The sequence below is a fragment of the Acinetobacter sp. YH01007 genome (genome assembly GCF_013420425.1).
Taxonomy (GTDB): Bacteria; Pseudomonadota; Gammaproteobacteria; order Pseudomonadales; family Moraxellaceae; genus Acinetobacter; species Acinetobacter towneri.
The window spans coordinates 118,808-138,539 of sequence record NZ_VOYC01000005.1 but is presented as its reverse complement, the minus strand read 5'-3'; the positions used below and the strand labels follow the sequence as shown (position 1 = coordinate 138,539).

Sequence of the window (19,732 nt, the reverse complement as noted above, 5' to 3'; positions counted from 1 at the left end):
TCGGCGGTGCAAACAAATCTGTTTTCCAGACAACCGCCATCTTTTCGCTCTTTTATCATTGCGGTCATTACCTGCTTGGTCATCCTGTTTTTTAACTGGCGTGTTCCGCATGTAATCCAACCTGCACGAGATGTTTTGTATGCGGCGTATAACCCAATTTATGCCCTTGCAAGCTATCCCGTATTGTCGCGAGAATGGCTAAGTCAACAAAGTAAGTCTGAAGCTCAATTGCGTCGTGAAAATACTGCGATGCAGGCAGAGTTGTTACAGGCTCAAGTTCGCTTGCAAAAATTATCTGAACTTTCTGCAGAAAATACCCGCTTACGTGGGTTGCTGGATACGCCATTGATCATTGATGGACGCATGGAAATTGCCGAAGTGATTGGCACCGATGCTGACCCATTGCGACATATTATTGTGATTAACCGTGGTTCACAAAATCAGCTCAAAGTCGGGCAAACCGTTTTGGATGATAAAGGCATTATGGGGCAGATCATTGCTGTGTATCCACACAGTAGCCGTGTCATGTTGCTTTCTGACAAAGAACACTCACTTTCAGTGCGTTTGGAACATACAGGCATGCGAGCCATTGTGTCGGGTACGGGCGATTTAGGGCGTTTGAAAATGGAATATGTACCGACCAGTGCCAATATTCAGGTTGGAGAGAAAGTCTATAGCTCAGGCTTGGGCGAGCATTTCCCTGCAGGATATTTGGTTGGAAGCATTGCCAAAATCAGCCGACATAATTCTGGTGAGTTTGCGCAAATTGATGTGATGCCTGCAGCACAATTGGCGGGTGGTCATCATGTGGTGGTGCTGTTCTCAGAATCTTTAGCGAAGGAGCAGCCAAATGCCAATCGCTAAAATTGGACAAACCCGACTTGGACAAAACAAGAATAAAGATCCACTATTTCCGATTATTTTTTCTGTAATTGCTGCATCTGTACTCATGGTGTATCCGCTGTCTTATACAGGCTCGGGTTGGCGACCATTGTTTATGTTGATGGTGACCTTGTTTTGGGTGCTTGGGCAACCAACTTGGTGTGGTATTTGGTTTGCCTTTGGTACAGGCTTGTTTGCAGACTTGCTCCTCGATGCACCTTTGGGCATGAATGCCTTGAGTTTTGTGGTGATTACTTTTGTGGCGCGTTTCCTGACTCGTGAGCGCCGTATTATGACGTTTGCGAATTTATGGGTCATTAGTGTAATCGCAATTTTGGCTCACCTCGCCCTGATTTGGGTGATGCAAGTCATGGGTGGGATTCAGTTCCCATTTGCCCGTCATTGGCAACCTTTGCTGAGTAGTATTTTGCTCTGGCCTGTGCTGTATTATTTCTTGCGAAAATGGCGCATTTAATTCTTGCCTCAAGTTCACCGCGCCGTCGGGAACTCCTGCAACAGCTTGGGCTGGAATTTGAAATTTACAGTCCAGACATCGATGAATCTATTTTAGCGGGCGAAGATGTTGCCGCGTATGTTGAGCGGTTGGCATGTGCCAAAGCCGATGCGGTTTTACGGCTATTTCCTGATGCTATTGTGATTGCTGCCGATACCAGTCTAGGCGTAGATGGGCAGATTTTGGGCAAGCCAGAATCCAAAGCACATGCCTTTGCCATTTGGTCACAACTTTCTGGTCGAAAACATGATGTTTTTTCAGGGGTTTGTGTGCGTACAAAACAGAAAAAATCCAGTATAGTGGTACGTACACAGGTTGAATTTCAATCGCTTAGCCTAGATGATATGGAAAGCTACTGGGCAACAGGTGAGCCGATTGGAAAAGCGGGTGCTTATGCGATTCAGGGCATCGCAGCACGTTATATTCCGCGTATTGAGGGCAGTTATAGCAATGTTGTCGGCCTGCCACTCTATGAAACCGTACAGTTATTACAGACAGTTAAGGCACTAAATTAACTGCTGCACAAAAATTTTTATAATGTTTTGAGTTTTATTATGTCTGACGAGTTGTTGATTAACGTCACACCGATGGAGTGTCGGGTGGCGTTAATTCAAAACGGCACGGTCAATGAACTATTCGTTGAGCGTACAGCCAAGCGTGGTTTGGTGGGCAATATTTATAAAGGCAAAGTGGTGCGCGTGCTGCCAGGCATGCAAGCCGCTTTTGTCGATATTGGTTTATCGCGTACTGCTTTTTTGCATATCAATGACATGATTTGGCCGCGCAGCCAACCTACACCGAATGTCTTTGAATTATTGCAGCCTGGGCAAATTCTAACCGTGCAAGTGATGAAAGATATGCTCGGTACTAAAGGCGCACGACTGAGCACTGATCTTTCCATTCCTTCGCGTTATTTGGTTCTAATGCCGTATGGCAGTCATATTGGCGTATCACAACGCATTGAATCGAGTGAAGAACGTGAGCGTCTACGCGGGATCATTGAAACCATTCAGGCTGAGCATAAATTACCAGGCTCAGTGATTGTACGCACAGCAGCCGAAGGCGTCGATGAAGCGGCCTTAGTGCAAGATATGTGTTACTTGGCAAAATTGTGGGAATACATTCAGCGTAAACAAAAAAGCATTGCTGTGCCTTCTTTGATTTTTGAAGAGTTGCCGTTACCGCAACGCGTAATTCGTGATTTGGCGAATGATAACACCGCCAAAATTTATGTCGATTCACGTGAAATTCACGCCAAATTAAAAGAATTTGTGGATGAGTTTGTGCCCAATATGCACAATCGCCTGATTCATTACCCAGGCGAGCGCCCACTGTTCGATTTATACAATGTCGAAGAAGATATTCAAAAAGCATTGCAAACCCGTGTGGCATTAAAGTCAGGCGGTTATCTGATGATTGATCAGACCGAAGCCATGACCACCATTGATGTGAATACGGGTTCTTATGTCGGTGGTCGGACTTTAGAAGACACTGTTTTTAAAACCAATATGGAAGCGACACAGGTCATTGCCCGCCAGTTACGTTTGCGTAATTTGGGTGGCATCATCATTATCGACTTCATTGATATGCAAGAAGTACAGCATCGTGATGAAGTCTTGAGTCAGTTTGAGCGTATGCTTGAACGAGATCATGCCAAGACCAAAATTACCCAAGTGTCTGAACTGGGCTTGGTCGAGATGACCCGTAAACGCACCCGTGAATCATTAGAACATTTACTTTGTGAAGCCTGTCCAACTTGTCAGGGACGGGGATATGTCAAAACAGCAGAGTCAGTATGTTACGAAATTTTTCGAGAAATTTTAAGATACGCACGCGCATTTGAATCACAACGTGGCTTTACTGTCGTTGCGCACCCATCGGTGATTGACCGATTGTTAACTGCCGAAGCGCCAGCAGTGGCGGATTTAGAGCACTTTGTCAGCCGTGTGATTAAATTTCAGGTGGAAAATTTATATACGCAAGAGCAATACGATATCATTTTGAGCTGAAATTGTAACAGGATATCGCTAAACAGTTGTTACATCTGAAATTTTACTTTTTTGAGTGAATTCTCAATACTAAGCATACAGAGTAGCCAAAGCCGAACATCTCCCTCGGTTTAGCAAATGAGGTATGTCATGGGTATGAGTAAAGTTGTGATTCAAAAGAGTTTAAAAGTATTAGATCGTAAAGTGACACATAACGGTTATATTGTGGATGAGCAAGGTAAAGAAACTCAAATTACCACCGCAATGGTTAGCGCGGTTTGTCAGCAATTATTAAAACAGTGTCGTACTATTCAAAAATAAGGGGCAGCAATTGCCCCTTAATTGATTCTATTGAATTATTTTTCTGATGGATTGACGTATCAATCCACGATTTTATTGACCCCTTCAGGCGCATCAATAATCTGTTCAAAACGCTGAATTTCATCTTCCAAGTGTTGCAATAAGTTTTGCATTTTCGGTAAGGCATGACGACAAGCAGTTAAACCAACTTCTAATTTGTCTAAATAGCTGGTCATGGTAATGTTTAAAGCTTGTCCATCTAACACGATTGAAGCAGGGTATAGTGCATCTAGCTTTGCACCATTCCAATACAAAGGTTCACGTGGGCCAGGTACATTGGAAATCACCAAGTTAAAGGCCTGACGCTTTGGCATAATGCCTGACAAAATATTTAAACCAGCAGCGCCGTAAACAAAAGCACTATAGTTCATAATTTGATTGGCATTCATGCGCTTAAAACGCTGCTTGGCATTTTGTACACTGCGGCGCACAATTTTTAAACGTTCAAGCGGATCTTCTTTGTGCGTACCTAAGTTGGCTAAAATCATGGTGATTCGATTGGATACTTCAGAATCGTCATCACGAATAGAGGCAGGCACCATTGCAATAAGAGGTTTTTTAGGTAATGCATATTGGCTGAGTAAGTACTCACGCAATGCGCCTGAGCAAATTGCCAGCACCACATCATTAATGGTTACGCCTAAAGCTTTGGCAATACGGTGCAAACGTGCAAACTCAAAAGATTGCGCGGCAAAACGACGTGAGGCGCTGACACGTTGGTTTAAGATGGTACTTGGTGCTTGGAAGCTGGAGACATAATCAGGGTTACGTCCCATATCTTTGGCAACAGTTTGTGATACTTCATAAACTGCGCGAGGGGTTGCTTCAACATGACCTTTAACCCCACCAAAAATTTTCTTTAAACGGCTGACTTTCGGTTCTTTCAGACGTTTAGCACGTGGGCCTTCCACACACCAAGGCGGTACAATTCTTTTTGCATTTTCGTCATGCGATAGGGATTTTTCCACCAAACGCATGCCTGCAATACCATCTACCATAGCATGATGAATTTTAAAGAACATCGCAAAACGATTATCTTCAATACCTTCAATAATATGGCAAGTCCATAAAGGTTTGGCGCGATCAATCAGTGAACTGTGTTCTTGTGAAATATACGTTAATAATTCACGAATGCGACCTGGTTTTGGCAAGGCAATATGACGGAAGTGATGATCGAGATCGAACTCTTCATCTTCATCCCAAAATAGACCATTGAGCTTATTGTTAAATGGTGCAATAGGCATCGACTTTGAATTGCGAATATCGGCAACCAAGTCTTGAATAAAAGTGTCTGGCGCATGTTCTGGAATTTGGAATAAGAATAATCCACCCACATGCATGGGCTGTTGACGTTTTTCGAGTGATAGGAAAATAAAATCAATAGGGTGTAATGGACGCATATTGTGGATTGCCTCACTGCAATTTCTACGCTTGTTCTTATCTGAACAAGGTTTTTAGAGTTATATAAGATTTAATTCAGTATATCTTTTTTATCAAACAAATATAGTGATTTTTGCGCCATCGCAAGTCAATAAAAATCACAGTAAAACTGTGATTTTTATTGTAGTAATAGATGTATTATTTTAAATTTCCAGCATGTAGACCGCATTCTTTGTGCGTTGCTTCTTCCCACCACCAACGACCTTCACGTTCATGTTGATTTGGCAACACAGGCCGGGTGCAAGGTTCACAGCCAATTGAAATAAAACCTTTTTCATGCAAACGATTGTATGGAATTTCCATCATGCGAATATAATTCCACACGTCACTGCTTGACCAGTTTGCCAGTGGATTGTATTTGATTAATTGCTTGTTAGGACCTGAAAATCCTGCATCTGCTTGTACGACAGGAATATCTTGGCGTGTACCCGGACTTTGGTCTTTACGTTGTCCTGTAATCCAGCCATCTAGTGTTGCCAGCTTTTTGCGTAAAGGCTGAACTTTACGAATTCCGCAACATTCCTGATGTCCATCTTCAAAAAAACTAAATAAGCCTTTTTCTTGTACCAATTGTTGGACTGTTTCGGTTTCAGGAAAGCAAATTTCGATCTCAATATTATAATATTTGCGTACAGTTTCTAAAAATTGATAGGTTTCAGGATGCAAACGTCCTGTATCTAAACTAAATACACGAAATGGCAAACCTAAATTAGACGCCATATCAATCAGTACCACATCTTCTGCGCCAGAAAAAGAAATTGCAACTTCACCCTGCTGGTTCAAAGCAAGTTTTAAAATCTCGCTAGGCGATTTGTCTGCATATTCGGTTGCGAGTGCATCAACGATATCTATGGTGGGAATGGTGTGCATAAGTCTTCCTGCATTCGGCTTGGAGAAGCTAATCTTACTGAATTAAGCGCTTATTTTAATAGAATTGTCAAAACTCTATTATCACTAAAAAATAAATGCTTATGAACTAAATAGATTTAAAAAAGAACAAGGCAAAAACCGAATCTTCGGCTATGATAGTGAAAATTTTTATTGGTATTTTGGGAGAACCCATGGAAATCGTATGTCTTGATCTTGAAGGTGTGTTAGTTCCAGAAATTTGGATCAACTTTGCTAAAAAAACTGGAATTAAAGAACTAGAAGCAACTACACGTGATATTCCAGACTACGATGTGTTGATGACTCAGCGTTTAAATATTTTAAAGCAGCATGGCTTGGGTTTGAATGATATTCAAGCGGTGATTGCGGATATGGGGCCATTCCCTGGCGCGAAAGAGTTTGTAGAGTGGGTGAGCACACACTTCCAATTGATTATTCTTTCAGACACGTTCTATGAGTTTGCACATCCGTTGATGAAGCAATTGGGCTGGCCAACAATTTTCTGTCACAAATTAGAAACAGATGAAAATGGCATGATTACCGCCTATAAATTGCGTCAACCCGACCAAAAGCGCCAGGCGGTTAAAGCCTTACACGGTTTAAATTTCCGCGTAATTGCTGCAGGCGATTCATATAATGATACAACGATGCTAGGTGAAGCGGACAAAGGTTTCTTATTTGATGCACCTGATAATGTGATCGCAGAATTCCCACAATTCCCTGCAATTCATGGTTATGCAGCATTAAAAGAAGCAATTCGTGGTGCTTCGGTACGAGATATTCCTGCTTAATCTGAAGCTGAATACAATAAAGGGCATCATTTGATGCCCTTTGTTTTTATGCAATATTAACAGTGCATTGATTTAGAAGCGGTAGCCGAATTTTAGACCATAACCCAAAGCATAGTTGTCTTCAAATTCACCAACGTCTGTTGTACCCGTACGTGCAGTGGCATCACCCAACCAGAAGTATTTTACGCCAGCTTGAATAAAATAATTTTCCGCAGGGCTATATTGACCACCTAAACCTACGCTCCAGAAGCCTTCAACAGGGCCTAAAGTAGTTACAGGGTTACCTGCACCAGAATCCCAACCTACAGATGCAGAACCAGACCATTTGCTAGTAAATTTATGACCTACACCAACGGTTGCAGAAATTTGATCATCTGAATAGTCAATTAAATTTTGAGCTTTACCTTTAGCGAGTTTACTAGCACTTGCTAAAGCTGCTGGGCTTACGGCAAACTGATCCCAATGTACCCAACGTAGATTAGCAAAAGCTAAAGTATCTTTTGCAATACCTGTTTGGAAATCAAGGTTCACAGATTGTGGTGTAACCACTTCTGTTTGGCTTGTCATAGAACGTAGATCAATACCGTATGATGGAATATAAACATTTGAAGTTTCTGTAGTATCTAATTCATGTTTAATTTCAGAGCGATACGTGATCGCTGCTTTTAGAGCAATTTCAGGGATTTGGTAAGCTGCACCAGCTAACCAACCAAATGCATCGTCTTCTTTCAGGTCAATGTTGTAGCCAGAAAGTAATGAGTAGGCTGTACCGCGTAAAGATACATTACCTTTAACTGTTTGATAAACAGGACCTGCGTAGAAATTCCAGTTTTCTGTAGGTTGGTAACCAATTAAAGCTGAAAGATTGTGTGTTTCTACTTCTACTTGGGTTGCTTCACCATTCGCGCCAAAAACTAGATTATTTGAAGGGTAGAGAGATTCGGCGCCAAATGGTTGGTCATATAAAAGACCTATAGAAATGTGTTCAGTTGCTTGTACTTTAATCGCAGCAGAAGGGAAATAATAATCTTCTGCCATATCGTTAACTTTCAATTGATTAGATTGAACTTTGGGATCTAAAATTGAAATACCTGCTTCTGCATAATTACCCGGTTGTAAAAATGCAGCAATAGATTGACCAGAACGGTCTAAACCAGCAGCAAGCGCAGGTGTAAGTGGGAGAGTGCTAAGTAAAATAGCCGAATAGATTTTATTGAGCTTCATGGTCGTTCCCTGATGCTTTATGTAACAAAAAGTGCAGGAAAAGTAACATATTTAAAAAAAGAGTAAATGCTCAACTTCGCAGAATAAATGAACTGAATAAGTTATAAATCGCAGTTGATTAGAGTAAAAGTACTATTTTAAAGTCTTAAGTAAATGAATTCTATTAAATAATTTTTTAGGGTAATGTTTGGGTAAATATGAGTTTAAGTGTTTTAAATTTGAACATTTAGTTAACACTCGTATAAAAAATGGGAGTTTTAGTTGAAAAAAAAGCCACCCTGAAGGGTGGCTCCTTTGAAAAGCAATAGATTAGAAGCGGTAACCGATTTTTAAGCCGTATGCCCAAGCATCGTTGTCTTCAAAATTTGCAACATATTCATTCGTTCCAAATTGTGCACCTGATTGAGCTTTAGCATCACCAAGCATGAAGTACTTTACACCACCCGCAATAAAGTAGTTAGCTGCAGGTGAGTATTGAACACCTAAGCCTACGTTCCAATAACCTTCAGTTGGTCCAAGAGTTGTTACAGGATCACCTGCACCAGAATCCCAACCCACAGAGACATTACCTGCCCACTGCTCATTCAGTTTTCGACCAACACCAACGGTTGCAGATATCTGATCATCCGTATACCCAACAATATCAAAACCAGTTGGTTTATTAATAGCAGGGTTTTGACCAGCTACAACTGATGCTTTACCAAATTTATCTGGGCGGATAGAGAAGTCTTTCCAATTTACCCAGCGTAAATTAGCAAAAGCAACAGTATTTGCCATAACACCAGTTTGGAAATCTAAGTTAACAGATTGTGGTGTTGTGATTTCTGTTTTTGCATCTGGTGCGGCATTTAAACCTGCAAATAAACCAGTTTTAAAAGATTCTTTAGTATTTGATTCATGTTCAACTTCAGAACGATAGGTTACTGAAGTTTTTAGCGCAATTTCAGGAATTTGATATGCAAAGCCAGCTAGCCAACCAATTGCTGAATCTTCTTTCATATTAGCATTATACGAACCAAATGTAGCTGAACCACCATAAGCTAAACCACGAAGTTGTACGTCACCTTTTACAGTTTGATACACTGGACCACCATAGATATTCCAGTTTTCAGTTGGTTGGAAACCGAAAACCATTGCGAGGTTTTGAGTATCAACTTCAACTTTAGAACCTTCTGTTCCATCGTGAAAAGCTCCTTGACCACCAAAGGCACCCAAAGCGGGACTGATTGAACCTAGTACCGCAGCTGGTGGAGTTGTTTTGGTATTAGCGGAAAATTCAGCTTTAGCACCGAATGGTTGATCGTAAATTAAACCGAAAGAAAAATTATCGGTTAATTGAAGTTTTAGAGCTGCATGAGGAAAATAGTAGTCACCAGCCATTTCACCAACATTTGTATTTTCTAAGCCAAATACTGGAGCTAGAGCAGCAGGTGCACCTGCTGGTACATAGCCACTTTTTACATTACCAGAAACACTCGGATCTAATACAGAAATACCTGCTTCAAAATAGTTACCCGGTTGTAAGAACGCAGCCATAGATTGACCAGAACGATCTAGAGCTGCAGCAAAAGCACCTGTCATTGGTACAGTTGCTAAAATCATTGCTGTGCTAAGTGCTTTTAATTTCATTATACATTTCCCTTGGGCTATAAAGTCTTTTATGACAGTTTTTGTTGATGCTTTAAGCTTTCATTTAGGATGATTTCGACTTGTGCAAACCGAGACCATTTGTTACTCCATGTGACAAAAATATCACAATTAAAATAAGAGTAAATGCTCTAGAAAAAACTAATCAGTATAAAAAACACGCTGAATAGAGTATTTGTTCTAATTGGTGTGGGTTTTTGGCTTGTTAGTGGTTGAAATTAAAGAATAAATTTTAAAAATCAATCTATTGTTTAAATGCTTTTAATTGGTTAAAAAAAATACTTTTTATTGAAACTCATTTTGTTGCAAGGCATATTTTGCAACAAAATGGGGTGCATTAACGTGTGGTTTTTCCAAGCTTTGCCAAAAGAATGACAGGAATCAGCCCAACCAATACAATTAGTAAAGCTGCTACTGCGCCATCTTCATAAGTGCCCCTAGACGCTTCTGCATATAGCTGAGTAGCGAGTGTTTCCATATTTAAGGGACGGAGCAACAAAGTGGCAGGTAGCTCTTTCATGCAATCTACAAAAATTAATAAAGCTGCAGAAATAATAGCAGGGCGTAATAATGGCAGGTGTACACGCCACAACAGTGCAAAGTTGTTTTGCCCTAAATTGCGTGCAGCATCATCAAAAACACCATGAATACGGTTATAGCCTGACTCAATGCCGCCCACCGAAATAGCTAAAAAACGCACAGCATAAGCATAAATAAGGGTAAAACTAGTACCGAGAAATAATAAACCTGTGTGTATCCCTAACTTAAATTCTAAAAAATCTGCAATGGCATGATCAATTTTTCCCAAAGCCAACATGAGACCAATGGCTAAAACAGTTCCTGGAATGGCATAACCTAAACTGGCAATACGGCTAAACCAGTGGTGTTTGCTAAAACGTGCCGCACTGACAATAAAGAAACCAATCAAAATAGTTACCACAGTTGCAAGACTGGCAAGGATTAGTGTGTTGATTGAGGCTTGTAATAGGAAATCTGAAAAGCCTGCATATTGAATGCGTTTATAGGATTCTACAAGTAAGTGACTGGTGGGAATTAAAAAGCCAATACAAACAGGAATTAAGCCCAAACCTAGTAACACAAGCGCTTTAAGCCCTTTGACCGATTGTGCAGGCATTAAACGGCTGCGTTGAGCCGAGTTCATATAGCGCTGTTTACGTCGTCCTAAACGCTCTACTAACACCAATAAGGTAATAATCATCAACATGAAAATGGCAATTTGTGCAGCACTGGCTAAATCGGACTGATTGGTCCAGGTTGAATAAATCGACAAAGTTAAGGTTTTAATGCCTAAAAATTCTGTTGCACCAATATCATTAATGGTTTCCATTAAAACCAGACTAGTACCCACAGCAATTGCAGGACGTGCCAATGGAATTGCAACACGTAAAAACACTTGATCGGGTTTTAATCCTAATGTACGTGCAACCTCAATTAAACTGGCCGATTGCATCAGAAACATTGCACGGGTGCTTAAATACACATACGGATACAGCACAAAGCTAAGCAAGAAGATGCCGCCCCACACGGTACGAATATTAGGAAACCAAAACTGTTGTAATTCTAAATTAAACCCATCCCGCAGGATACTTTGCACAGGGCCAATGGGGTGCAAAATGTCGATATAACTATACGCAATAATATAAGTTGGTACGGCTAAAGGCAGCAGTAAGGCCCAATCTAAAAATGCACGACCTCGGAATTGATATGCTGTTACAATCCATGCGCTGCCTGTACCAATCAGGATGGTGAGAATCCCCACACCCAATAATAAAATCCCTGTTTCTGCCAACGTGTGTGGAATTACATAACGCAGCAGATGCCCCCAAATTTCGCTATCACCTTGTAATGCAGTCCAAATTAAAGCGAGCACAGGTAAACAGGCGAGTAGCGTCAATAACCCACTGAGCGAAAATAAAAAATTAAATTTATTTTTAAGCATTGCAATAGAGGTACTAAATAAGGGGGAGGGAACAGCTGAGCATCTTACAGTGCAAAGTGCTGCACTGTAAGACAAAAGCAGAAAATTTTAGCGGTTAAACTGGACTTTATCGACCAATAAGTTTGCGGCTTTACGGTGACGTGCAATATCGCTTAAACGAATCGAATCGATATTGAGTTTACCGAAGCTAGCAATAATCGGGTCAATTTTTACCCCAGGTTTGACAGGGTATTCAAAGCCGTTTTGTGCGTAGATGGCTTGCGCATGATCTGAAGCTAAAAACTCGAGCAGTTGTACAGCTTCTTTACGGTTTGGTGCATGTTTAGAAACCACTGCACCCGATACGTTTACGTGCGTTCCACCATTTTTAAAGCGTGGTAACACGACATTAATCGCATTGCCCCAACGTTGTTGTTCCGCATCACCTGTACGCATCGTGCCGACATAATAGGTGTTAGCAACGCCAATATCACAAATTTTACCTAAAATATCACGTGCTACATCACGGTCACCACCACTAGCAGGGCGAGCTAAATTGGCTTTCACACCACGCAACCAAGTCTCAGCTTGTTTTTCACCGTGATGCGCAATATAGGCAGCAATTAAAGCGGTGTTATAAGGATGGTTGCCAGAACGGATGCAGATTTTATTTTTCCATGTTGGATTAGCCAAATCTTCATAAGTGATGGCTTTTAAAGATGTACGGTCTTTAGAGGCATAGACTGCACGTGCACGCATCGACAAGGCATACCAATGTCCATTGGCTGCACGTAAGTTAGCAGGAATCGCACTATTTAATGTTTTAGAGCTAACTCGCTGGGTTAAGCCACCTTCTACCAAGTCCACTAAATTACCAAAATCTACGGTTAGCATGACATCGGCAGGTGAGCGACGACCTTCTGCTTTTACACGTTCCAATAAACCATCTTTAATAAAAACAGTATTTACTTTTACACCTGTTTTTTGCGTGAATTCAGTCAATAACGTTTGAATTAAAACAGGTTCACGTGTGGTGTATAGGTTAACTTCAGTTGCTTGCGCCACACTTGCACCAAACGCAAGTAGACCTGTAACAACCAGCGATAATTTAGACATTGGTTTCATACGGTATTCCTAATCGAAAATTTAAATGTGAATAGCAGCTAAAGCAGAATCTGGTGTGGTTGATGATTGCTCATCAGATGCCAAGAAAAAACAGCTGTTTAAATCTACAGAAACATAGACTTGTTCGGTATGCTGGAAATCTTGAAGATGATTAACTTGAGCCAAAAGTGTGAGCGCATGATTTTGTAGTTTTAGACGTAGTTGCTGCGCGTGTCCCATAAAGCTTGAAGACAGCACGCTTGCTGGTAATGCACCTTCACTAGGGGTTTTGCTGACACGAACTTGATGAGGGCGGAAGCAGCATTGCACTTGTTTTTGCGTAGATAAGTCTTGTGCTAAATCCTGCTGACCACGATCAACTTGACCAAAAATGGTGGAGATTGTTTGATTATTGACTTGTGCAGGAATTTCATTCAACGCAGAAAAATAGCGCGCTGCAAATAACGTTTTAGGTTGTAGGTAGAGTTGCTTAGGCGAGCCAATTTGAATGATTTGCCCTTGATGCATTAAGATAATTTGATCAGCAATTTGCAGCGCTTCTTCAGGATCATGCGTGACAATGACCGTAGTAGTTGCCGTTTGTTTTAAAATTTGAATGGTGCTTTGACGAATTTGATCACGCAGGCGATGATCCAAATTGGAAAAAGGTTCATCCATAAGTAAAACTTGCGGTTTAGGGGCTAATGCACGTGCCAAAGCTACTCGTTGTTGTTCACCGCCTGAAAGCGTGTAGGGGTAGCTGTCTTGATGATGCAGCATCGACACGTGTTCTAAGGCTTGTTTGGCAATTTCAGTACGTTGCGATTTAGGGAATTTTTTTAAGCCAAACATGACATTTTCCAGCACACTTAAATGTGGAAAAAGGGCGTAATCTTGAAAAACTAAACCAATGTTGCGTGATTCTGCAGGTATCTGTTGTTGTGCATCCCATAAAATATGCTGTTCGAGTTGAATAGAACCACTGCTTGGATTTTCCAAACCTGCAATTAAGCGCAGCATGGTGGTTTTACCGCATCCTGAGTGCCCCAACAAACAGACAATCTGCCCACTCATGGCAGACCATGTCGCATTTTGCACGGCAAAACGTGAACCAAACTTTTTACTCAGCTCTTGGATGGTCAATACATTGGCAGGTTGTGCAGCAAACGCATTCATGGATATTTCACACGACAAATTTTGTGCTCAAATAATAACTAAGAATTCTTCTCAAGTAGAGTCTTTTTATCATTTAGAATGTAAATGACCTTGGGGAGAGTATAAATTGGTTGAAATATCAATAAAAACAGCAGTGTTTTATTGGTTTATATTCTGAACGAGAATCCTACAGCAGGATTAAAATTTGAAGGTTTTATAATTTCACTCTATTGAGCGTTGAACTTACATGCGGAAAGACAAAATTGAGCTATAAAAAAAGTTACTGCCGAAGCAGTAACTTTTTTAAATGGGGCGATATAAATGCAGTCCAAATTAAGGTTTTTTGGAATTAAGCACCTTAAACAGAATAAACATTAAAACAATCCAGACTGGAATCATAATGACTGATTCTTTGAAGCCCTGTGTCCACATAATGTAAAGCACCACAGCAATGAAGGCCAACACCAGATAGTTACTAAATGGCGACCAAAGAGCAGGGAACTTGGTTGGAATCGCTAATTTTTTCAGTGTGCTGGTAAATTTAAGGTGAGTCAAACTGATCATCGCCCAGTTTAAAACCAATGCACCCACAACAATATACATGAGGTGGCTTAAAGCTTCTTCAGGTACAAAGTAGTTCAACAATACACAGCCGAAAATTAATACCGCAGAGAATAATACTGCTGGAATTGGCACACCTTGTTTATTCACTTTTAGGAAAATTTTTGGTGCGTTACCTTGTTTGGCCAAACCAAACAGCATACGGCTGTTGGCATACATCCCACTGTTATACACAGAAAGTGCCGCAGTCAAAATCACGAAATTCAGTAAGTGCGCTGCCCATTCAATGCCCATTTGACTAAAAATCATTACGAATGGACTTTTATCTAAACCACCTAAATCTAACTGATTCCAAGGCACTAAAGACAATAGAATGGTGAGTGAACCGATATAGAAAATTAGAATACGGAACACCACTTGGTTAATGGCTTTAGGAATGGTTTTTTCAGGATCTTGCGCTTCTGCGGCTGCCATACCAATCAACTCAATGCCGCCAAAGGCAAACATGAGGAATGCCAGCATAAAGAACAAACCTTCAAAGCCATTCGGGAAGAACCCCCCATGCGCCCAAAGGTTGCTGAATGATGCGGTTGAATTGGCATCTGCAGAAAGTAAGAGATATAAACCAAACACAATCATCGAAACCACAGCAGCGACTTTAATGATTGCTAGCCAGAACTCTGATTCACCGTAGAACTTTACATTGCCCAAGTTAATAATGGTAATCACAATGAAAAAGAACAGTGCCGATGTCCAAGCAGGAATATGCGGCCACCAATAGTTAATGTATTTGGCAACTGCGGTGAGTTCTGCCATTGCCACCAAAATATACAAAATCCAATAGTTCCAACCTGCTAAAAAGCCGGGGAATTTACCTGCATATTTATAGGCAAAGTGACTGAATGATCCTGCAACGGGCTCATGAACAATCATTTCCCCCAATTGGCGCATAATTAAAAATGCAATAAGACCACCAATGGCGTAACCCAAAATAATAGAAGGGCCAGCAGATTGGATGACCTGCGCGGAACCTAAGAATAAGCCTGTACCAATTGCGCCACCCATGGCAATCAATTGAATATGGCGGTTCTTTAAGCCACGCTGAAGTTGTGAAGACTCGTTGTTCAAAGTATTCAGCCCGACAAGGAAAAAGTGACAAGATTGTAATAGATCAAATTTCATTAGCCTAGTAGCTAGGCAATAATGAAATAAATTTATGATAAATATTAAAATATTTTATGGTTTTTATTTGTATAAAAGATAAGTGAATCAATATATTAATTTTATTTTTGCCATATAAATCAAGATGACTGGTTAGGGTAAAATTTACCAAATGTTGTTTTTTTATACTTAAGTCAAGACCGCGATACCTTTTGAATAAAAACCGTTATGATGCAAAAGGGTCTTTTTATATGGCCATAACAATCAAAAAACAAGGGAATAAAATTCATGCGTTTTGCACCACAAGTTAAAATTCCAGCGACTTATATGCGCGGCGGTACCAGTAAAGGCGTATTTTTTAAACTTGATGATTTACCTGCAGCAGCCCAGCTGCCAGGCAAAATTCGAGATCAAATTTTATTGCGTGTGATTGGCAGTCCAGACCCTTATGCCAAGCAAATTGATGGAATGGGCGGTGCAAGCTCAAGTACCAGTAAAACCGTAATTTTAGCCAAAAGCACTCAACCCGATCACGATGTCGATTATTTGTTTGGGCAAGTTTCGATTGATCAGCCATTTGTAGATTGGAGTGGCAACTGCGGTAACTTAACGGCTGCAGTCGGTGCATTTGCGATCAGCAATGGCTTGGTTGATGCCAGTAAAATTCCAGAAAATGGCATTTGTACCGTACGTATTTGGCAGAAAAATATTGAAAAAACCATTATTGCGCATGTTCCAATGACGCATGGTCAGGTGCAGGAAACGGGTGATTTTGAGTTGGATGGCGTGACTTTTCCTGCCGCAGAAGTACAAATTGAATTCTTAGACCCTGCCGATGATGGCGAAGAAGGTGGGGCAATGTTCCCAACTGGAAATGTGGTGGACACTTTGCATGTGCCAGATATTGGAACATTCCAAGCGACCTTTATTAATGCGGGTATTCCAACAATTTTCCTAAATGCAGAAGAAATTGGTTATACAGGCACAGAACTGCAAGATGCAATCAATGGTGATGCACAAGCTTTGGCACGTTTTGAAACCATTCGCGCTTATGGTGCTAAACAAATGGGGCTGATTCAGGAAATTGCTGAAGCTGAAAAACGTCAGCATACGCCAAAAATTGCCTTTGTTTCTGCGCCAAAAAGTTATGTATCTTCAAGTGGTAAACAAATTCAGGCTGAGGACACCGATTTATTGGTACGTGCATTGTCGATGGGTAAATTACACCATGCCATGATGGGCACAGCAGCAGTCGCGATTGGTACAGCCGCAGCTATTCCGGGAACATTGGTCAACTTGGCTGCGGGCGGGGGTGAACGTGAAGCTGTACGTTTTGGACATCCATCAGGTACGCTTCGTGTGGGTGCGCAAGCCGTACAGGAAAATGGACAATGGCAAGTCAAAAAAGCTGTGATGAGCCGTAGTGCACGTGTGTTAATGGAAGGTTGGGTGCGTGTACCTGCGGAAACATTAGAATAAGTTTTGTTTGCAGTGCAAGGCGCAGTGAAGGATAGGATAGACGAAGTGTCATAGACTCTAGTTAACTAAATACAGCCTCTATTTCGATAGGGGCTTATTTATGGCTGAAATGTTATATCAGTTCAGTTAAGGCTTAAAAAACTTTGAATTACAGGTACAATGCTGCAACACAGGCAGCTTATGCTTATTAGACATGAACCAACAACTCGAGGCGAATGTGTCATCACTTCACGATTTACAGGCGCATGCATTAACCGCAGCCCAACAACGTATTCAGCAAGACTTGCTTACCGCTCTAGAGGCTTTTGCATTGCCAGAACCGTTAAAGTCTGCCGTGCATCATGCCGTCATGTTGGGTGGAAAACGTGTTCGCCCTGCCTTGTGTTATGCCACCGCAGCGTTAAGACCGAATCAAAACTCTGCTGCGGTACGCCGTGCTGCGGTTGCAATTGAACTGATCCACTGTTATTCGTTGGCACATGATGACTTGCCGTGTATGGACAATGACTTATTGCGTCGTGGGCAACCAACTTGCCATGCCGCGTATGGTGAAGATACAGCATTGTTGGCAGGCGACATTTTACAGTCGATGGCATTTGAAATTTTAGGCAGTCGTTTGTTTGATCAGGCTGCTGCGGTAGATCAAGGCATTGTCCTCAAACAGATGCAAATTTTAGCCACTGCTTCTTCAAAAATGGTCTGTGGACAGGTTTTAGATTTGCAGTCTGAAGGTAAACAGGTGGATCAGGCGACTTTGGAAAATATCCACCGTAATAAAACAGGGGCGTTAATTTCTGCAGCGGTGATGATGGCAGCTGTGACCGTGTTTGATGGGCGAGATAAAGCGATTCCACAATTGCGTGAATATGCGCAGGCGATTGGTTTAGCCTTTCAGGTACAAGACGATATTTTAGATATTATTTCGGATACTGAAGTACTAGGTAAAACTGCAGGGAAAGATGAACAAGTTGAAAAATCGACCTATCCTGCACTCATGGGCTTGGAAAAAGCACAAGCTTATGCACAAGAATTGCACGATCAAGCCTTTGCTGCGTTGGCATATTTTAAAACTGATACCGTCTTAGAGTTACAACAAATTTCCGAGTTTTTATTGTCACGTAAAAGCTAAATTATTCTAGATGGAGGGCTTGTGGCTCTCAATACTCAAAAGCGAGCAGATGCTCGCTTTTTTGTGCTTTATGAAAGTGTTGGCTGTTTTAAGCAACACACTTTAATGCAGATTCTATACGGTTTTATTCTTGTAGCGTTGCATCAGGTGGTAAAATTGCTTTGCCTTGTTTTAAGCTGTCTAAAGCCTCGCGGTTAAAATCTACCAACAAAGAATTATTTTGTGGATCAATCGCATAACGGCTAATTAATTTTTGATCGCCTTGTAAGGTTTCAAGGCGGTATTCATCTGCAATATTCATAATGCCGTCTAAATTAATGGTGGCAGATGCTTTGTCTTGGCGAAATAACTCGTAAATATCACGCAGGTCAAAAATTGCATTTTGTGCGTCAGGATGTTTTTCAAAATAATTTTGCAAATGACGAATAAATAATTGCGCAAACATAAAGTAATTTGGTTTGTGGGTATAGTCTAAGCTCATGTGTTTACTCCTTATTATTCAAATTTTTAATGCTTACTAGGAATAGCACACTCTGGGTGAAAAATTAAAGAAACTCAGGGTCTAAGTTGCAAAAACTACACAAAATTTTGTGCGGCTTAAACTAAGCTGAAACCTGAAATTGCGATGATCTCTCTATAAATTTAAAAACTTTGCAACGAACCGCTCAATTGGTGTTTTGGAAAAAATAATCACAACTGACTTATCTATTTGTTAAAGCGATTAAGAGCCCTACGGAGTAGTGGAATTCTAAAATATCAAGTATTTGAATAAAAAATCATCCGAAAGACTAAGACTTATGAACTAGCAAGTGAAATCATAAATCAGGTACAATTGGCGTGATTAATTTTGTGTTTGGTGTATTTGAAGGCCAATACATACATTCTTTGTTAATAAATAGGCCTGCCAGGAGTTATCCCCGCATGAGTGCCATTACTCCATACGAATGGGCAATTATTGCCTTCGTGATCGGCGTTACATTTTTATGCGTCTTTATGCTGACCGTTCCTTTACTCCTTGGGGGTAAATCATGGGGGCGTGCGAAGCAAGAGCAGTTTGAGTCGGGTGTTGTAGGTGCTGGTGGAGCACGTATCCGCTTATCTGCAAAGTTCTATTTGGTTGCAATTTTCTTCGTTGTTTTCGACTTAGAAGCACTTTATCTATACGCATGGGCAGCTTCTGTTCGTGAAGTAGGTTGGGTGGGCTTTGCAACGGCTGCTGTATTTATTTTAGTTTTACTCGTTGGCTTAATTTATGAATTATCAACTGGTGCGCTGAACTGGGCTCCATCTGATAAGCGTAAAGCAGCAGGGATTAAACCTAAAATTGGTTCGCCAAATATGGATCTTGCAGAAATCACACGCTTTAACTCAATTGAAGAATTGGTAACGGACCCTACCGGTCAAATTCCAGCTCAATCCTCTGGTCGTGTAAAAAAATCTGCGACTACCTCATCTGACAAGGAGTAACTC

The 19,732-nt window shown here is 41.0% G+C and carries 18 protein-coding genes; 9 read left to right on the top strand and 9 right to left on the bottom strand.

Annotation, left to right across the window (positions count from 1 at the left end; genetic code table 11):
* Positions 1-6: 6 nt before the first annotated feature.
* The 5 genes from mreC (at position 7) to FTT74_RS03985 (ending at position 3,705) form a co-directional block, all read left to right on the top strand.
* Positions 7-864: a rod shape-determining protein MreC gene (gene mreC, locus FTT74_RS04005; RefSeq protein WP_167846190.1), complete on the top strand. Its 858-nt coding sequence runs from the start codon at positions 7-9 to the stop codon at positions 862-864.
* A complete protein-coding gene (mreD, locus tag FTT74_RS04000; protein WP_154320436.1) occupies positions 851-1,357 on the top strand; it encodes a rod shape-determining protein MreD in 507 nt (168 codons plus the stop codon). Before mreC ends, mreD begins: the two co-directional genes overlap by 14 nt.
* Positions 1,345-1,911 carry a Maf-like protein gene (locus FTT74_RS03995; RefSeq protein WP_004975413.1) on the top strand — a complete coding sequence of 189 codons (567 nt, stop codon included), beginning with the start codon at positions 1,345-1,347 and terminating at the stop codon, positions 1,909-1,911. The genes mreD and FTT74_RS03995 overlap by 13 nt, the downstream gene beginning before the upstream one ends.
* Positions 1,912-1,950: 39 nt before the next feature.
* Positions 1,951-3,405 carry a ribonuclease G gene (gene rng / locus FTT74_RS03990; protein ID WP_104852376.1) on the top strand — a complete coding sequence of 485 codons (1,455 nt, stop codon included), beginning with the start codon at positions 1,951-1,953 and terminating at the stop codon, positions 3,403-3,405.
* Between the two features lie 129 nt (positions 3,406-3,534).
* The gene (locus FTT74_RS03985) at positions 3,535-3,705 is read left to right on the top strand and encodes a PA1571 family protein (RefSeq protein WP_004975418.1); all 171 of its coding nucleotides are present in this window, start codon (positions 3,535-3,537) and stop codon (positions 3,703-3,705) included.
* A 59-nt stretch (positions 3,706-3,764) separates the two neighbouring features.
* Here FTT74_RS03985 and FTT74_RS03980 read toward each other — a convergent pair whose 3' ends face one another.
* Both FTT74_RS03980 and FTT74_RS03975 read right to left on the bottom strand, forming a co-directional pair.
* Positions 3,765-5,144, bottom strand: a complete 1,380-nt coding sequence (locus tag FTT74_RS03980) for a wax ester/triacylglycerol synthase family O-acyltransferase (protein WP_004975420.1) — start codon at positions 5,142-5,144, stop codon at positions 3,765-3,767.
* A 178-nt stretch (positions 5,145-5,322) separates the two neighbouring features.
* A complete protein-coding gene (locus FTT74_RS03975) occupies positions 5,323-6,054 on the bottom strand; it encodes a phosphoadenylyl-sulfate reductase (RefSeq protein ID WP_178866916.1) in 732 nt (243 codons plus the stop codon).
* A 191-nt stretch (positions 6,055-6,245) separates the two neighbouring features.
* Here FTT74_RS03975 and thrH point away from each other — a divergent pair, with 191 nt between their 5' ends.
* The gene (gene thrH, locus FTT74_RS03970; protein WP_096901782.1) at positions 6,246-6,863 is read left to right on the top strand and encodes a bifunctional phosphoserine phosphatase/homoserine phosphotransferase ThrH; all 618 of its coding nucleotides are present in this window, start codon (positions 6,246-6,248) and stop codon (positions 6,861-6,863) included.
* Between the two features lie 72 nt (positions 6,864-6,935).
* On the opposite strand, the gene FTT74_RS03965 is transcribed toward thrH, so the two are convergent.
* The 6 genes from FTT74_RS03965 to FTT74_RS03940 form a co-directional block, all read right to left on the bottom strand.
* Positions 6,936-8,087: an OmpP1/FadL family transporter gene (locus FTT74_RS03965; protein WP_179988603.1), complete on the bottom strand. Its 1,152-nt coding sequence runs from the start codon at positions 8,085-8,087 to the stop codon at positions 6,936-6,938.
* A gap of 309 nt (positions 8,088-8,396) precedes the next feature.
* Positions 8,397-9,716 (bottom strand): OmpP1/FadL family transporter, encoded by a 1,320-nt coding sequence (locus FTT74_RS03960; protein WP_179988602.1) that lies wholly within the window; start codon positions 9,714-9,716, stop codon positions 8,397-8,399.
* A gap of 355 nt (positions 9,717-10,071) precedes the next feature.
* Positions 10,072-11,694, bottom strand: coding sequence for an iron ABC transporter permease (locus FTT74_RS03955; protein ID WP_131261534.1), 1,623 nt, complete (start codon positions 11,692-11,694; stop codon positions 10,072-10,074).
* Positions 11,695-11,781: 87 nt separating this feature from the next.
* The gene (locus FTT74_RS03950) at positions 11,782-12,798 is read right to left on the bottom strand and encodes an extracellular solute-binding protein (protein WP_179988601.1); all 1,017 of its coding nucleotides are present in this window, start codon (positions 12,796-12,798) and stop codon (positions 11,782-11,784) included.
* Between the two features lie 21 nt (positions 12,799-12,819).
* The gene (locus FTT74_RS03945) at positions 12,820-13,953 is read right to left on the bottom strand and encodes an ABC transporter ATP-binding protein (RefSeq protein WP_179988600.1); all 1,134 of its coding nucleotides are present in this window, start codon (positions 13,951-13,953) and stop codon (positions 12,820-12,822) included.
* Positions 13,954-14,265: 312 nt separating this feature from the next.
* Positions 14,266-15,621 (bottom strand): amino acid permease, encoded by a 1,356-nt coding sequence (locus FTT74_RS03940; protein ID WP_179988614.1) that lies wholly within the window; start codon positions 15,619-15,621, stop codon positions 14,266-14,268.
* Between the two features lie 321 nt (positions 15,622-15,942).
* Here FTT74_RS03940 and prpF point away from each other — a divergent pair, with 321 nt between their 5' ends.
* Both prpF and FTT74_RS03930 read left to right on the top strand, forming a co-directional pair.
* Complete coding sequence (gene prpF / locus FTT74_RS03935; protein WP_179988599.1) at positions 15,943-17,133, top strand: 2-methylaconitate cis-trans isomerase PrpF; 1,191 nt, start codon at positions 15,943-15,945, stop codon at positions 17,131-17,133.
* Between the two features lie 193 nt (positions 17,134-17,326).
* Positions 17,327-18,262 carry a polyprenyl synthetase family protein gene (locus FTT74_RS03930; protein ID WP_179988598.1) on the top strand — a complete coding sequence of 312 codons (936 nt, stop codon included), beginning with the start codon at positions 17,327-17,329 and terminating at the stop codon, positions 18,260-18,262.
* A 124-nt stretch (positions 18,263-18,386) separates the two neighbouring features.
* Here FTT74_RS03930 and FTT74_RS03925 read toward each other — a convergent pair whose 3' ends face one another.
* On the bottom strand, positions 18,387-18,743 hold the full coding sequence (locus FTT74_RS03925) for a hypothetical protein (RefSeq protein ID WP_096901797.1): 357 nt from the start codon (positions 18,741-18,743) through the stop codon (positions 18,387-18,389).
* A 440-nt stretch (positions 18,744-19,183) separates the two neighbouring features.
* On the opposite strand from FTT74_RS03925, the gene ndhC reads away from it, so the two are divergent.
* Positions 19,184-19,729: an NADH-quinone oxidoreductase subunit A gene (gene ndhC, locus FTT74_RS03920; protein WP_004975445.1), complete on the top strand. Its 546-nt coding sequence runs from the start codon at positions 19,184-19,186 to the stop codon at positions 19,727-19,729.
* Positions 19,730-19,732 lie beyond the last annotated feature (3 nt).

What these genes read in the sequence shown, in the direction of transcription:
- FTT74_RS03930 (WP_179988598.1), top strand. Translation starts at nt 17,327, where the DNA reads ATGAACCAACAACTCGAGGCGAATGTGTCATCACTTCACGATTTACAG.
- thrH (WP_096901782.1), top strand. Translation starts at nt 6,246, where the DNA reads ATGGAAATCGTATGTCTTGATCTTGAAGGTGTGTTAGTTCCAGAAATT.
- FTT74_RS03955 (WP_131261534.1), bottom strand. Translation starts at nt 11,694, where the DNA reads ATGCTTAAAAATAAATTTAATTTTTTATTTTCGCTCAGTGGGTTATTG.
- FTT74_RS03975 (WP_178866916.1), bottom strand. Translation starts at nt 6,054, where the DNA reads ATGCACACCATTCCCACCATAGATATCGTTGATGCACTCGCAACCGAA.
- FTT74_RS03980 (WP_004975420.1), bottom strand. Translation starts at nt 5,144, where the DNA reads ATGCGTCCATTACACCCTATTGATTTTATTTTCCTATCACTCGAAAAA.
- FTT74_RS03995 (WP_004975413.1), top strand. Translation starts at nt 1,345, where the DNA reads ATGGCGCATTTAATTCTTGCCTCAAGTTCACCGCGCCGTCGGGAACTC.
- rng (WP_104852376.1), top strand. Translation starts at nt 1,951, where the DNA reads ATGTCTGACGAGTTGTTGATTAACGTCACACCGATGGAGTGTCGGGTG.
- prpF (WP_179988599.1), top strand. Translation starts at nt 15,943, where the DNA reads ATGCGTTTTGCACCACAAGTTAAAATTCCAGCGACTTATATGCGCGGC.
- FTT74_RS03945 (WP_179988600.1), bottom strand. Translation starts at nt 13,953, where the DNA reads ATGAATGCGTTTGCTGCACAACCTGCCAATGTATTGACCATCCAAGAG.
- FTT74_RS03960 (WP_179988602.1), bottom strand. Translation starts at nt 9,716, where the DNA reads ATGAAATTAAAAGCACTTAGCACAGCAATGATTTTAGCAACTGTACCA.
- FTT74_RS03925 (WP_096901797.1), bottom strand. Translation starts at nt 18,743, where the DNA reads ATGAGCTTAGACTATACCCACAAACCAAATTACTTTATGTTTGCGCAA.
- mreD (WP_154320436.1), top strand. Translation starts at nt 851, where the DNA reads ATGCCAATCGCTAAAATTGGACAAACCCGACTTGGACAAAACAAGAAT.
- FTT74_RS03985 (WP_004975418.1), top strand. Translation starts at nt 3,535, where the DNA reads ATGGGTATGAGTAAAGTTGTGATTCAAAAGAGTTTAAAAGTATTAGAT.
- ndhC (WP_004975445.1), top strand. Translation starts at nt 19,184, where the DNA reads ATGAGTGCCATTACTCCATACGAATGGGCAATTATTGCCTTCGTGATC.
- FTT74_RS03965 (WP_179988603.1), bottom strand. Translation starts at nt 8,087, where the DNA reads ATGAAGCTCAATAAAATCTATTCGGCTATTTTACTTAGCACTCTCCCA.
- FTT74_RS03950 (WP_179988601.1), bottom strand. Translation starts at nt 12,798, where the DNA reads ATGAAACCAATGTCTAAATTATCGCTGGTTGTTACAGGTCTACTTGCG.